Annotated in this window: 11 protein-coding genes; 4 read left to right on the plus strand and 7 right to left on the minus strand. The window is 71.1% G+C overall.

The genetic code is table 11. From position 1 onward, the window contains the following. Positions 1–17: 17 nt before the first annotated feature. Both ACQPWU_RS12135 and ACQPWU_RS12140 read right to left on the minus strand, forming a co-directional pair. Positions 18–887, minus strand: a complete 870-nt coding sequence (locus ACQPWU_RS12135) for a TIGR03619 family F420-dependent LLM class oxidoreductase (RefSeq protein ID WP_433439238.1) — start codon at positions 885–887, stop codon at positions 18–20. After that, positions 884–2,131 (minus strand): LLM class flavin-dependent oxidoreductase, encoded by a 1,248-nt coding sequence (locus ACQPWU_RS12140; RefSeq protein ID WP_433439240.1) that lies wholly within the window; start codon positions 2,129–2,131, stop codon positions 884–886. The genes ACQPWU_RS12135 and ACQPWU_RS12140 overlap by 4 nt, the downstream gene beginning before the upstream one ends. 89 nt (positions 2,132–2,220) lie before the next feature. On the opposite strand from ACQPWU_RS12140, the gene ACQPWU_RS12145 reads away from it, so the two are divergent. From ACQPWU_RS12145 to ACQPWU_RS12155, 3 genes are all read left to right on the plus strand, one after another. Further along, on the plus strand, positions 2,221–3,042 hold the full coding sequence (locus ACQPWU_RS12145; RefSeq protein WP_433439243.1) for a TIGR03619 family F420-dependent LLM class oxidoreductase: 822 nt from the start codon (positions 2,221–2,223) through the stop codon (positions 3,040–3,042). 9 nt (positions 3,043–3,051) lie between these two features. Further along, entirely contained in the window at positions 3,052–4,476 is a 1,425-nt protein-coding gene (locus ACQPWU_RS12150) for a serine/threonine protein kinase (RefSeq protein ID WP_433439246.1), read from the plus strand. Between the two features lie 108 nt (positions 4,477–4,584). Further along, entirely contained in the window at positions 4,585–6,528 is a 1,944-nt protein-coding gene (locus ACQPWU_RS12155; RefSeq protein ID WP_433439248.1) for a protein kinase domain-containing protein, read from the plus strand. Positions 6,529–6,552: 24 nt separating this feature from the next. Here the strand turns inward: ACQPWU_RS12155 and ACQPWU_RS12160 are convergent, their stop codons facing one another. Continuing rightward, a complete protein-coding gene (locus ACQPWU_RS12160) occupies positions 6,553–7,074 on the minus strand; it encodes a TetR family transcriptional regulator (protein WP_433439251.1) in 522 nt (173 codons plus the stop codon). 97 nt (positions 7,075–7,171) lie between these two features. Between ACQPWU_RS12160 and ACQPWU_RS12165 the strand changes: the two genes are divergently transcribed. Beyond that, positions 7,172–9,385 (plus strand): MMPL family transporter, encoded by a 2,214-nt coding sequence (locus tag ACQPWU_RS12165; RefSeq protein ID WP_433439253.1) that lies wholly within the window; start codon positions 7,172–7,174, stop codon positions 9,383–9,385. Between the two features lie 6 nt (positions 9,386–9,391). Here the strand turns inward: ACQPWU_RS12165 and ACQPWU_RS12170 are convergent, their stop codons facing one another. The 4 genes from ACQPWU_RS12170 to ACQPWU_RS12185 are packed head-to-tail and all read right to left on the minus strand — an operon-like array spanning position 9,392 to position 12,236. After that, the gene (locus tag ACQPWU_RS12170) at positions 9,392–9,703 is read right to left on the minus strand and encodes a hypothetical protein (protein ID WP_433439256.1); all 312 of its coding nucleotides are present in this window, start codon (positions 9,701–9,703) and stop codon (positions 9,392–9,394) included. 45 nt (positions 9,704–9,748) lie between these two features. Beyond that, positions 9,749–10,657, minus strand: coding sequence for an LLM class flavin-dependent oxidoreductase (locus ACQPWU_RS12175; RefSeq protein WP_433439259.1), 909 nt, complete (start codon positions 10,655–10,657; stop codon positions 9,749–9,751). 47 nt (positions 10,658–10,704) lie between these two features. Continuing rightward, positions 10,705–11,103, minus strand: a complete 399-nt coding sequence (locus ACQPWU_RS12180) for a carboxymuconolactone decarboxylase family protein (protein WP_433439262.1) — start codon at positions 11,101–11,103, stop codon at positions 10,705–10,707. Between the two features lie 44 nt (positions 11,104–11,147). Further along, positions 11,148–12,236: an alcohol dehydrogenase catalytic domain-containing protein gene (locus tag ACQPWU_RS12185; RefSeq protein ID WP_433439264.1), complete on the minus strand. Its 1,089-nt coding sequence runs from the start codon at positions 12,234–12,236 to the stop codon at positions 11,148–11,150. Between the last annotated feature and the right edge of the window lie 44 nt (positions 12,237–12,280).

The following is a 12,280-nucleotide window of genomic DNA, read 5'->3' on the forward strand; positions in this document are numbered from 1 at the left end:
GGCGAGCATGATGTGCCTCAGAGCTTGGCGATGACCTCCTCGGCGAAGCGCTCCATGGTGGCGATCTTGAGTTCCAGCGTCCCCTCCCCGTACCGGGCCTTCTCCTCCGGGGTGGCCAGCCACCACGGCGCGGCCATGGTCCCGGTCACGCCCTTGGCGGCGAAGCGGCGGTACGTGTCGGCGTCCGGCAGCACCGCCAGCGGCGCGATGATGTCGAAGGGCTCGGTCCTGCCGTTCTCGGCAAGGTGGCGCCGCAGCGTGTCCAGCACGGGGTCGAGCTGCTCCTCCGTGTAGATCCGGTTCCCGATCCACCCGTCGCCCAGGCGGGCCGCGCGCCGCAGGGCGGCCTCGCTGTCGCCGCCCACGTAAACGGGGATCGGCCGGGCCGGGGTGGGCGAGATCGACAGCTCGGGGAGTCCGTCCAGCGCCACCGTCTCACCGGCCCAGAGCGAGCGGAGCGCCGGGAGCATCGCGTCCAGGCGCCGCCCCCGCGTGTGGAAGTCCTGCCCCGTAGCGACGAACTCCTCCTTGCACCACCCGACGCCCACCCCGAACGTGACCCGGTCCTTCGACAGCACCGCCGCCGTGGACACCTGCTTGGCCACGGTGAACAGGTCGCGGGCGGGCGCGATGTAGACGTTCGGCGAGAAGCGGAGCGACGTGGTGACCGCGGCCATGGCGCCGATCGTCACCCACACGTCCGGCCAGTGCGTACGCGCGTCCCAACGTGGCCGCCCCGACCGCGAGTACGGGTAGGGAGAGGCGAAGTCGGCGTAGAACAGGTGGTCCGACAACGTCAGCGTGTCGAACCCGCACCGCTCGGCCGCCCGCGCCAGCTCCACGAACTGGTCGGTGTCGACGAACGAGGCCCCCAGCCAGAACCTCATTGGAACTCCGGGATGACCTTGGTGGCGAACAGCTCCAGGTTCCGCTTGACCGTGTCCAGCGGCAGCACGCCCTGTTGCCCCTGCATGTAGAGCCCGAACCACTCCAGGTCGGGCATCCGGTCGAGCATCCGCTGGATGCCGCGCTTGACGTCGTCCGGGGTGCCGAACAGCGCCATCTCCACGTCGTTCATCCGCTTGGCGTCGCCCTTCTCCGGGGAGATGGGCTTGTGCTTCTCGTCCTCCTTCTTCCGCAGCACCTCCAGGTAGCCGAAGGGGCCGAAGAAGGCGGCGAAGTCCTTGGGGATGCTGCGGCCGAAGGTGTTGATGGCCTCCTCGGTGGTGTCCGCGATGCCGACGATCTTGAGGATGCCGGTGTGCTCGCCCAGCTTGTAGTGGCGGCCCTGCTTGGCGGACTCCTCCTGGTACAGCTTGGCCTTGGCCGCGTGGTCGTCCGGGTTGGGGGTGAACATCCACGGCAGGATGTCCTCCTGGGCGGCCCTGATGACGGACCGGTCCGAGATCGTGAACGGCTGCCACAGCTCGGGGTAAGGGTTCTGGTACGGCCTGGGGCAGACGGAGACGGCCTGCACTTTCCCGTCCTCGGAGAGCTCGCCCGGCGCGCCGAATGTCCGGGTCCATTCCAGCGCCGGCCAGCCCTCGATGCCCTCGTACGGATAAGGCACCTGGTAGTCCAGCACGTCGGACTTGTAGCGCAGCGTCTCCTGCGTCCACGCCATCTTCATGATCTTCAGCACCTCGCCGAAGACGTCGAAGTTCCGCGTGTCGGACGCCGACCCGTCCGAACGCGCGGCGGCCGCGTGCCAGCGCTGGCCCAGCACGTTCATCCAACGGTTCTGGTAGCCGCGCGCAACGCCCAGCCGCAGCCGTCCCTTGCAGAACTGGTCGAGCAGCGCCACGTCCTCCGCTGCCCTGATCGGGTCCCAGGCGGGCAGCACCAGGCCCAGCGGCGCGAGCAGGATCCGTTCGGTCCTGGCGGCCAGGTCGGTGAGGAACATCAGCGGGTTGACCGAGAACTCCATGCCCTCCGAATGGAAGTGGTGCTCGGTCATCATCAGCGCGTCGAAACCGACCTGGTCGGCGTGCACGGCTATCTCCCGCACTTCGTGCAGCAGCCTCTGGTACGACTCCGTGTCGCGCCCGATGGGTCGCCTGGCCTTGGCGTTCTCCTCGGCCGCGTACCCGGAGCCGGGAATCTGCGGATTCAGGAAGATAGAAAACTTCACCGGGTACCTCTTTCCGCGGGACGGTCCTCTGCAAGGTACTCTGGAAATCTTAACCGAGCAATCGCTTGGTTCGCCCAGGAGGGGATCGCATGAGGCTCGGGCTCACGATGTTCGCCACGGATCTGGCCATGCCGATCCAGGACCTCGCCAGAGCGGCGGAGGAGCGCGGCTTCGACTCGCTCTACGTGCCGGAGCACACCCACATCCCGGTCTCGCGCCGTACCCCTCCCGCGGCGGGCCAGGACGAGCTGCCGGAGGAGTACAAGCGCACGCTCGACCCGCTCGTCGCCCTCTCCTTCGCCGCCGCCGCGACGCGCCGGCTGCGCGTCGGCACGGGCATCCTGCTCGCCGCCCAGCGCGACCCCATCGTGACCGCCAAGGCCATCGCCACGCTCGACCACCTGTCGGGCGGGCGCGTCGTGGTCGGGGTCGGCTTCGGCTGGAACGTCGAGGAGATCGAGAACCACGGCGTCCCGTACGGCCGCCGCCGCGAGGTGACCAGGCGGAACGTGCTCGCCATGCGGGCGCTGTGGCGGGACGAGGTGGCGTCGTTCGACGGGTTCGAGCCCTCCTGGTCCTGGCCCAAGCCGCTCGACGGGCCACCGGTGTACGTGGGCGGCGCCGCGGGGCCGAAGCTGTTCGCCCAGGTCGCCGAGTACGCCGAGGGCTGGATGCCGATCGGCGGCAAGGGCATCAAGACGGCCTTGCCGATGTTGCGCGAGGCGTGCGAGAAGGCGGGCCGGCCGATGGCCAAGGTGATCCCGTTCGGGACGCTGCCGACAAGGGAGAAGCTCGACTACTTCGCCGGGCTCGGCATCGAGGAGGCGGTGGCCTCGCTGCCCAGCGGGCCCGCGGATGCGGTGCTGCCGTTCCTCGATGAGTACGCGCGGCTGATCGAAAGCCCGGCATAATCGGGAAATATGTCCGAACTCCGAGCCGATGACCCGCGGCAGCTGGGGTCGTACCGGTTGTCGCGCAGGCTCGGCCAGGGCGGTCAGGGCGTCGTCTACCTGGGCCACTCCGCGCAGGGGGCCCAGGTCGCGGTCAAGCTGCTGCACGCCAGCCTGTCCGATAATCCAGACGTGCGGCGCAGGTTCCTGGGCGAGGTCGAGGCGGTGCGCAGGGTGGCCGCGTTCTGCACGGCCCAGCTGCTCGACGCCGACCTCGAAGGCGACCGTCCGTACCTGGTCAGCGAGTACGTCGAGGGGCCCTCTCTCCTGGAGCACGTCGTCGCCAAGGGGCCCCGCCTGGGCGGTTCGCTGGATCGCCTGGCCATCGGCACCGCCACCGCGCTCGGGGCCATCCACCGGGCCGGCGTCGTGCACCGCGACTTCAAGCCGGGCAACGTGCTGCTCGGGATCGACGGGCCACGAGTGATCGACTTCGGCGTGGCCCGGCTCATGGACACCGCGACCACGACCAACATGATGCCCGTCGGCACCCCGGCGTACCTGGCGCCCGAGCGCATCAAGGGCGAGCCCGCCGGGCCGGCCGCCGACCTGTGGGCCTGGGGGCTGACCGTCGTGTACACCGCCACGGGACGGCACGCGTACAAGGCGGACACCTACCAGGAGATCCTCGCCAGGATCCTGTACGGCAAGCCGGACCTCGGGGCGTTGACCGGGCGGCTGCGGGAGATCGTGGAGGCCTGCCTGACGCCGGAGCCGGGGGACCGGCCCGGCACGGAGGAGGTGCTGCGGCGGCTGCTGGGCCAGGCGGCGGCGGGCGGCGACGTGCTGTCGTCGGGCGCGCAGGCGGCCGTCGGCTCCTACCAGCCCGCACCCACCGGCGCCCCGGCCGCCGGCGACCCCGCTACGGCCGGGCTCCGGCTGGTCATCGAGACCGCGCCGCCCAGCGCCGACCCCGGCCGGATCATGGACCCCGACCCCACCACGAGCTTTCCCGTCGTCGCACGCGACACCTCATCGAAGGCCCCGTCCCGCAGGCGGGTTCGGCCCTGGCAGATGGTCGTGGCGGCGGCGGGGGTGGCCATGGCGGTGGCCGGGTTCGTGTTCTGGGTGCGCGGAGCCGGAGGGCCTGGGCTGGAAGGCACGTGGACGGGCTCCGCCGAGCACTTCACCGCGCACCGGGTCTTCCCCGTCGAGCTGCGAATGGGCGCCGACGGCGGGGCCATGCGGTGGGGAGCGGACCTGCACTGCTCCGGGCGGCTCGGGCGCAACGGGAGAGGGGCGGTCTTCACCCTCGATCAGGTCACGGGCAGCGAATGCTATCCGGGAACGTTGCGGATGTTCCCGATGTCCGACTCGAACCGGATGGCCATCAAGGTGACGCGCCAGGGTAAGGACGAAGTGACGTATTCGGGTACGGTCGCACGGGCTTCTTGACCAGCTGTGTCACGGTCAGGCGGCGATTGCCCTGAGCACCGTTGACTGAACGCGGCCCGTTGCTTTCAGTAGAGAGCAGGAACGGGTGGCGGCGAGGGGAGGCGCCCCGTGCCAACGGCGCAGCCGCTCAGGACGGGGGACCCACAGCGACTCGGGGAGTATGCGCTTTCCGGACGGCTGGGTGAGGGCGGACAAGGCACGGTGTTCCTCGGCTCCAGGGGCGGGGAGACATACGCGGTCAAGCTGCTGCACGGGCCCGTGGGCGACGAACAGGCGGCGTTCCTGCGGGAAGTCGAGCTGGCCAAGCACGTGGCGAGGTTCTGCACGGCCCAGGTGATCGACGCCGGGTTCGACGAGGGCCGGCCGTACATCGTGAGCGAGTACGTGGACGGGCCCTCGCTGCAGAGGGAGGTCGCGCTGACCGGGCCGCGCCGGGGCGGTGCGCTGGAGCGGCTCGCGGTCAGCACGGCCACCGCGCTCGCCGCGATCCACCGGGCGGGGATCGTCCACCGGGACTTCAAGCCGCAGAACGTGCTGCTCGGGTCCGACGGGCCGCGCGTGATCGACTTCGGCCTGGCCAAGGCCCTGGACGCGGCGGCCACGGTGAGCGGGCGGGGAGTGGGCACGCCCGCGTACATGGCGCCCGAGCAGATCACGGCGTCAGCCGTCACGGGGGCGGCGGACGTGTTCTCGTGGGGTGCCACCATGTGCTTCGCGGCCAACGCGACGGCGCCGTTCGGGCAGGACTCGGTGGCGCCGGTACTGCACCGCATCCTGACCGCGCCGCCCGAGCTGGGGCGCCTGGACGGGCGGCTGCGGACGCTGGTCGATGCGTGCCTGGACAAGGACGCGCGGAACCGGCCCACCAGCAGAGAGCTGCTGTTCGAGTTGCTGGGGGAGTCGGACGCGGTGCCGGCCGAGGTGCTGGACTCGCCTCCGGCTCACATCCTGCGGGTCACGCCGCCGCCGCTGGTGCCCGAGCAGCGCTCGGCGACCACCGGGCCACGGACGCCGATGGCCCAGCCCGAGGCGACGGGGACGCCCGGCGGATACCGGTTACCCGGGACTCAGGAAGGCGGCGGCCCGCCCTCCGGCCCGAGCACGGTGGAGCCGTCGACCTCCCGGAACGCTCCACTGACGTCGAGCCGCGGCTGGCCGAGGGCGGTCATCGCGGTCTGCGCGGCCCTGCTCGTCACGGCCGCGGTCCTGGTCACGGCCCTCATCCCCGCGATGAACAAGAGCGACGCCGTCCAGCCGTCCCAGGCGGCCGGCCCGACGGTCCCCTCGCAGTCCGACCCGGTGAAGTCCCGTCCTCCGGCGGACACGTCATCCCCGCTCAAGCCCGACAGAACGCAGCAGGAGCGCAAGCCCACCGCCGGCCCACCTGTGGCACTTCCGGCCACGGTCCCGATCCCGTCCTTGACGGGACTGGACAAGGACGCGGCGACGAGGGCACTGAAGCGGGCCGGGCTGGTCCTGGGCACCGTCACCCAGCTCGACTCGCCCCAGAAGATCGGCCGGGTCCTGGCCGCCGAGCCCGCTCCGGGCACGACGGTGGCCAAGGGCAGCACGGTCTCGATCCAGGTGTCGGCGGGGCTGCCCGTGCCGGGGGCCACGGGCCTGCAACTCAAGGCCGCCGAGGCCCGGCTGACCGGCGCGGGCCTGGCGGTCGGCACCGTCACCCGCTCATGCACCGGCCAGCCGGACGGCCAGGTGCTCTCCACGCAGCCCAAGGCGGGCAGCCGCGTCACGGGCGGCACCCCGGTGGCGCTCACGGTGGCCCGCAACGGCGCCAAAGTGCCCCCGGTCGTCGGCCAGTCCCTGGAGGACGGCCGGAAGGCCCTGATCGGGGCGGGCTTCACCGTACGGTCGAGGGGTCAGGTGGTGGACGACGAGTCCCGGGTGGGCATGGTCCTCAGCCAGACCGTCCAGCCGGGCACCTGCGCCGAGCCGGGGACCGCCGTCGTGATCGTGGTCGGCCTGGCGGCCCAGTCGGGCCCCGACCCCGACGAGCCGACGGAGACTCCGACGGGCCAGGTCCCCGGCGAGTGACCCCACCCGCCGTGAGCTGGGGCTCTAGAAGGCGCGGCAGGCTTCCAGCAGCACGTCGCGGACCTGCTCCTCCGGCAGGTCCATCGTCTTGACCGCGCCCCACTGCAGTGCGCCGAGCAGGGCCCAGCTCTTCAGCTCGGTCTCCGGATCGGGGGAGTCGCCTGCGAGCCTGGCGAAGATCTCGTCCCTGAACGTCCTGACCGTCGCGCGCTCCGAGTCCGGCGAGCCGGGGTCGTCGGCGGCCAGGTCCTCCATGAAGAGGCGGATCACCGAGCGGTAGCGCACCGCGAACGTCACCAGGGCGTCGACGAACGCCTCCCTGCTCGGGAAGTCGGTGCCGAGCAGGGCCAGCATGTCGTCGGCCGCCGGGGCGAGCAGCTCGGTGGCCAGGCGGTCCTTGGGATGGAAGTGGTAGGCGACGGCGGTCTTGGTCAGCCCAACGGCCGCCGCGATGTCGGCCAGGGACGTGCCCGCGTAACCGCGCTGCGCGAACAACTCCCTGGCCGCCGCCAGGATCCGGGACCGGGTGTCGTCGGGTGTGGTCATCGTCTCATTTCCGTGCGATCCATCCCCTCCGGATATTTCCTGCTTTATCGTAATCCTGTACGAGCGTACAGGACGGTCGTCGAGAGGGCCTTGGGCGATGACGCGGTTTCTTGGGCGGCTGGGCGGCTGGTGCGCGCGGCACGGACGGTTGGTGCTGTCGTTATGGGTGGTCGTGGCGGCGGCGTTGATGGGCGGGAGCCTCGTGCTCGGCAGCCCGGTCAGCAACGACGTGACGATTCCCGGCACCGACGCGCAGCGGGCGCACGATCTCATGAAGACCGGCTTCGGGCCGGGCTACGACACCGGCGGCACGGTGCAGCTCGTCCTTTACTCCGCCGACGGGCCGCTCATCGAGAAGCGGCGCAAGCAGGCCGTGGAGGACGCCCTGGCGCGGCTGCGCTCCATGCCGCACGTCGTTGAGGTGGACACTCCGTTCCGGCGTGGCGGCATCTCCTCCAGCCTGCAGATCGGGCTCATCGCCATCCGCATGCAGGGCCACGACAGCACCAAGCCCGCCGAGAACACCCGCGCGCTGTCGAAGGCTGCAGACCCCGCGCGGGCCGCCGGGATCGAGGTGGTGGCGGCCGACAGCTCCACGCCCGCCGACAAGGAGATCAGGACCGGGCCCAGCGAGATCATCGGCGTGGTGTGCGCGCTGCTGGTGCTGGTGTTCGCGTTCGGGACGCTGGTTGCGGCGCTGGTGCCGATCTTCACGGCCCTGGTCAGCGTCGCGTCGGGGCTCGGCGTGATCGGGCTGCTCGGGCACGTGCTGGACGTGCCCAAGCAGGCGGGCATCATGGCCACGATGATCGGCCTGGGCGTGGGCATCGACTACGCGCTGTTCCTGCTGTCCAGGCACCGGCGGATGCTGGCGGACGAGGTGCCGGTCGTGGAGTCCGTGCGGCGTACCGTGGCGAGCTCGGGCGGGGCCGTGGTGTTCGCGGGCGGCACGGTGATCATCGCGCTGAGCGCGCTCATGCTGGGCGGGTTCCCACTGCTGGCGACGCTCGGCTGGATCACCGGCATCTCCGTCATCGCCGCCGTGCTGACCTCGGTCACGCTCGTCCCAGCCCTGCTCGGGCTGCTCGGCCACCGGATCAACGCACTCAAGGTGCCTTTCCTGCGCGGCGGCGGCTCGTCCGGCTCCGGATGGGCGGGCCTGGGGGCGTGGGTGGCGCGCCGGCCGTGGCGGGTGCTGGCCGGCAGTGTGATCGTGCTGGGCGTGGTGGCCGCTCCGGCGCTCGCGCTGAAGCTGGGGCCGCTCGACGACGGGTACGGCACGCAGGGCTCGGAGCCCAGGCGCGCCTACGAGCTGATGGCCACCGGCTTCGGCCCCGGCGCCAACGGCCCGCTGATCGTGGTCGCCGAGCTGCCCTCCCAGGTGGCCGACCCGAAGGATCCCATCGTGGACCAGGTCGCCCGCGAGGTGCAGGACGTCGACGGCGTCGCGCACGTGGCCACCCCCAAGGTCAACTCCTCGGGCCGCTCGGTCATGTTCCAGGTCGTCACCGACTACGCCCCCAGTGACACGCGGGCGTCCGGCGTGGTCAAGGACATCAGGGCCATGTCGCTGCCCGGGGTCAGCGTGCACGTGGGCGGCAAGGTGGCGGCGATGGCCGACGCGGGCACCCGGATGTCCGAGCGCACCCCGCTGGTCATCGGCGTGGTGGTGCTGCTGAGCGCCCTGCTCCTGCTGCTCGCCTTCCGCGCCCCCGTCGTCGCGGTGAAGGCCGCGGTGATGAACCTCATCTCGCTCGGCGCCGCCTTCGGCGCGCTGGCCCTGGTGTTCTCGATCGGCCTGGGCAGTCGCCTGGTGGGCATGGATGCTCCCGCCGGCTCGTCGTCCCTGCAGACGATCTTCTTCTCGGTGCCGATCGAGAGCTATGTGCCGCTGATGCTGTTCGCGGTGCTGTTCGGGCTCTCGATGGACTACGAGGTGTTCCTGCTGACGGCGGTGCGGCAGGCCTACCACCGGCATGGGGACAACGCGCGGGCGGTCGCGGAGGGGCTGGGCTCGACGGGCCGGGTCATCACGTCGGCCGCCCTGATCATGGTGGCCGTGTTCGTGGCGTTCATCGCGTATCCGGACCCGATGGTGAAGACGTTCGGGGTGGGGCTGGCGGTGGCCATCGCGGTGGACGCCACGATCATCAGGGGGTTCCTGGTGCCGGCGACGATGGTACTGCTGGGACGGCTCAACTGGTGGTGCCCGCGCTGGCTGGACCGCCTGCTGCCGAACCTCTCGGTGGAGGGCCACGAGGAGGACGGCCCGGCGCCTCAGCACCCCGAGCCCGTCAAGCTGGGGGTTTAGGGGGCTTCAGTCGGTGTCGACGAGGTCGCAGGCGGCGACCCAGCCGACGGCGCCGGTGGTCGTGTTGCGGCCGTGGTGCCACAGGGTGCTGTCGAAGCAGTCGCAGCGGTAGGGCTCGCCCTCCTTAGACCGGTCCGACTGGAAGCCCTGGCCGGGGAGACCGAGGCCGACGCGGGTGGAGCCGGCCCGGGGCTCGCTCCAGATGATCACGTTCTGGCCGCCGAAGTCGTACAGGCTCGCGGCCCGCGCGGCCTGGGCGGGCGCCAGAGTGGCCAGGGCCGCGAGCAGGGTGGCCATGGCGGCCCGCCGGATCCGCACCTCGCGTCTCCTCTCCGAGATCGTCAGCTACTCAGAGTAATGGCGTCATTCCTCATTTCCTCGCAGCTCGGGCAGCACCTGAGTGGCGAGGAGCTCCAGCTGCTCCGGCTCGTCGAACATCGAGTCCAGCAGGACCAGGTCCGCCCCGGCCTCGATGACCTCGCGCAGCCCGCGTACGCACGTCTCCGGCGGCCCCTCGACGGCGATGCTCGCGTCGCCGTACATGCGCTCCAGCAGCCCCGAGATCCGCTGCTCGTCCCCGACCGAGACGTAGACGCGCTTGGCGATCCCGAAGCTTCCGGGGTCGCGGCCGGCCTGCGCGAGCTCGTCCTTGACGATCCGCACCTGCTCGGCGAACGCGGCCGTCGTGGAGCCGCCGGCGCCGAAGAAGCCGTCGCCGTGGTGGACCGCGCGCCGGATCGCGGCGGGCTTGTGGCCGCCGATCCAGACGGGCGGATGCGGCTTCTGGTACGGCTTGGGCTCCATGGCGGCGTCCACGTGCCAGAACCGCCCGTCGAAGGCCACCTTGGTCTCCGTCCAGCAGGTCTTCATCAGCTCGATGCCCTCGGTGAACCGGGAGACCAGCCCGTCCGGAGAAATGCCGAAATTGGGGAGGTTGTCCCGGCTGCCAAGCCCGAAGCCCACCTCGAGGCGGCCCCGGCTGAGCTGGTCCAGGGTGCTGATGCTCTTGGCAAGGTGGAGCGGGCTGTGCACCACGCTGATGAAGACCGCGCAGCCGATGCGCAGCCGCTCGGTGCAGGCGGCGGCGTACGTCATGGTCTCCATGGGGCTGAGCATGGGCAGCGGCGACGGCGCCAGCACGCTCTCCCGGGTCCACGCGCTGTGGAACCCGAGCTCCTCGGCCCGCCTCAGGTAGTCGCGGAACGCGCCGGGGTCGAACGTGCCGTCGGCCACTTGCTGCGGGAGGGAGACGGCGAACCTGGTCTGTGTCATCCTCCACCGAATAGACCTGTCCCGGCGGCACGTCCAGTGGCGACGCGTCAGTTCTCGACCGGGAGGAGACCGCGTTCGGCAAAGACCTTCTTGGCCACGAAGGTCGCGTTCAGCGCGCGCGGCATGCCGCAGTAGCCCGCGGCGTGCAGGAACACCTCGACGATCTGGGCCGGGGTGATCCCGACGTTCAGGGCGGCGTTGACGTGCACCTCGAGCTGGGGTTCGCAGCCGCCCAGGGCGGTCAGCATGCCGAGGGTGACCAGCTGCCGGTCGCGGGGCGGCAGCGTGGGCCGGGAGTAGATCTCGCCGAAGCCCCAGGCGACCACCTGGTGGGCGAGCTCGGGTGAGATGTCCGCGAGCGAGTCGATCACCCGCTGCCCCGCCTCGCCGTCGATCTGCCTGAGCATCGCCAGGCCCTGCTCGTACCGTTCTTGTCGTGCGTTCATGTGACCCACGCTAAGAGTTAGAGCGTGCTCTATCGCAAACCGGATCAGAAGGTGATGACCGTACGGGCGACCGAGCCCTCTCTGACGTGGGCGACCGCCTCGTTGATCTGGTCGAGCGGCAGGCGCTCCGAGATGAGGCCGTTGAGGTCGAGGCGGCCGCGCAGGTACTGGCCGGCCAGCATGGGCAGGTCGCGCTGGGGCGCGGCGTCGCCGCCCTGGGTGCCCATGAGGCGGCGGGAGGAGAACAGCAGGCCGGGGTCCAGTTCCACCGGCTTGCCCTGGGGCGGGCTGCCCACCATGACCGTGGTGCCGCCGGGCTGGGTCGCGGCGAAGGCCGCGGACAGGACGCCGGGGGCGCCCGTCGCGTCGAAGGCGTAGTCGACGCCGCCCTTCACCACCTCGTCCACCTGCCGCGGAAGGTCGTCCGCGAGGATCGTGTGGGTGGCGCCGAAGCGCTCGGCCAGCTTGAGCTTCTGCTCTGCCACGTCCGCGGCCACGATCGTGGTGGCGCCCGCGAGCACCGCGCCCTGGATGACGTTGAGCCCTACGCCCCCGCAGCCCACGACGAGGACGCCGGCGCCGGGCGGCACCTTGGCGACGTTCATGACCGCGCCGACGCCGGTGACGACGCCGCAGGCCAGCAGGCACAGGGCGTCCAAGGTCGCGCTCTTCGCGACCTTCACGCACATGGTCTCGGCGACGACCGCGTACTCGGCGAACGACCCGATGCCGATGAACCGGCGCGTCTCCTCCCCGTCCAGGGTGATCCTGGGGGATCCGCCCATGATGGCCTGCAGCCTGGCGGGCCCCGAGCACAGGTGGAACCGGCCCGCCCCGCAGTGGCGGCACCGCCCGCAGGGGCCGTTCATCGAGATGATGACGTGGTCGCCGGGCCGGACGCCGGTGACGCCCGCGCCGACGCTCTCCACCACCCCCGCGCTCTCGTGCCCCAGGATGAACGGCAGCCTGCTCACCACAGGGCTCTTGCCGTCGATGGCCTTGAGGTCGGAGCCGCACACGCCCGACGCCTTGATCTGCACGCGGACCTCGCCGGGGCCGGGGTCGGCGATCTCGACCTCGCGAATCTCCATGGGGGCGTGGAACCTGGTCAGCACGGCCGCGCGCATCAGCATGCGCCACACGGTAACCCGGTCTCGTGATTGCGAGCAAGCGGTTG

The organism is Nonomuraea sp. CA-141351 (assembly GCF_050944675.1).
Classification (GTDB): Bacteria; Actinomycetota; Actinomycetes; order Streptosporangiales; family Streptosporangiaceae; genus Nonomuraea.

Coding starts and splice junctions, on each gene's coding strand:
- ACQPWU_RS12135 (WP_433439238.1), bottom strand. CDS start 887: ATGAGGTTCTGGCTGGGGGCCTCGTTCGTCGACACCGACCAGTTCGTG.
- ACQPWU_RS12145 (WP_433439243.1), top strand. CDS start 2,221: ATGAGGCTCGGGCTCACGATGTTCGCCACGGATCTGGCCATGCCGATC.
- ACQPWU_RS12150 (WP_433439246.1), top strand. CDS start 3,052: ATGTCCGAACTCCGAGCCGATGACCCGCGGCAGCTGGGGTCGTACCGG.
- ACQPWU_RS12160 (WP_433439251.1), bottom strand. CDS start 7,074: ATGACCACACCCGACGACACCCGGTCCCGGATCCTGGCGGCGGCCAGG.
- ACQPWU_RS12165 (WP_433439253.1), top strand. CDS start 7,172: ATGACGCGGTTTCTTGGGCGGCTGGGCGGCTGGTGCGCGCGGCACGGA.
- ACQPWU_RS12175 (WP_433439259.1), bottom strand. CDS start 10,657: ATGACACAGACCAGGTTCGCCGTCTCCCTCCCGCAGCAAGTGGCCGAC.
- ACQPWU_RS12180 (WP_433439262.1), bottom strand. CDS start 11,103: ATGAACGCACGACAAGAACGGTACGAGCAGGGCCTGGCGATGCTCAGG.
- ACQPWU_RS12185 (WP_433439264.1), bottom strand. CDS start 12,236: ATGCTGATGCGCGCGGCCGTGCTGACCAGGTTCCACGCCCCCATGGAG.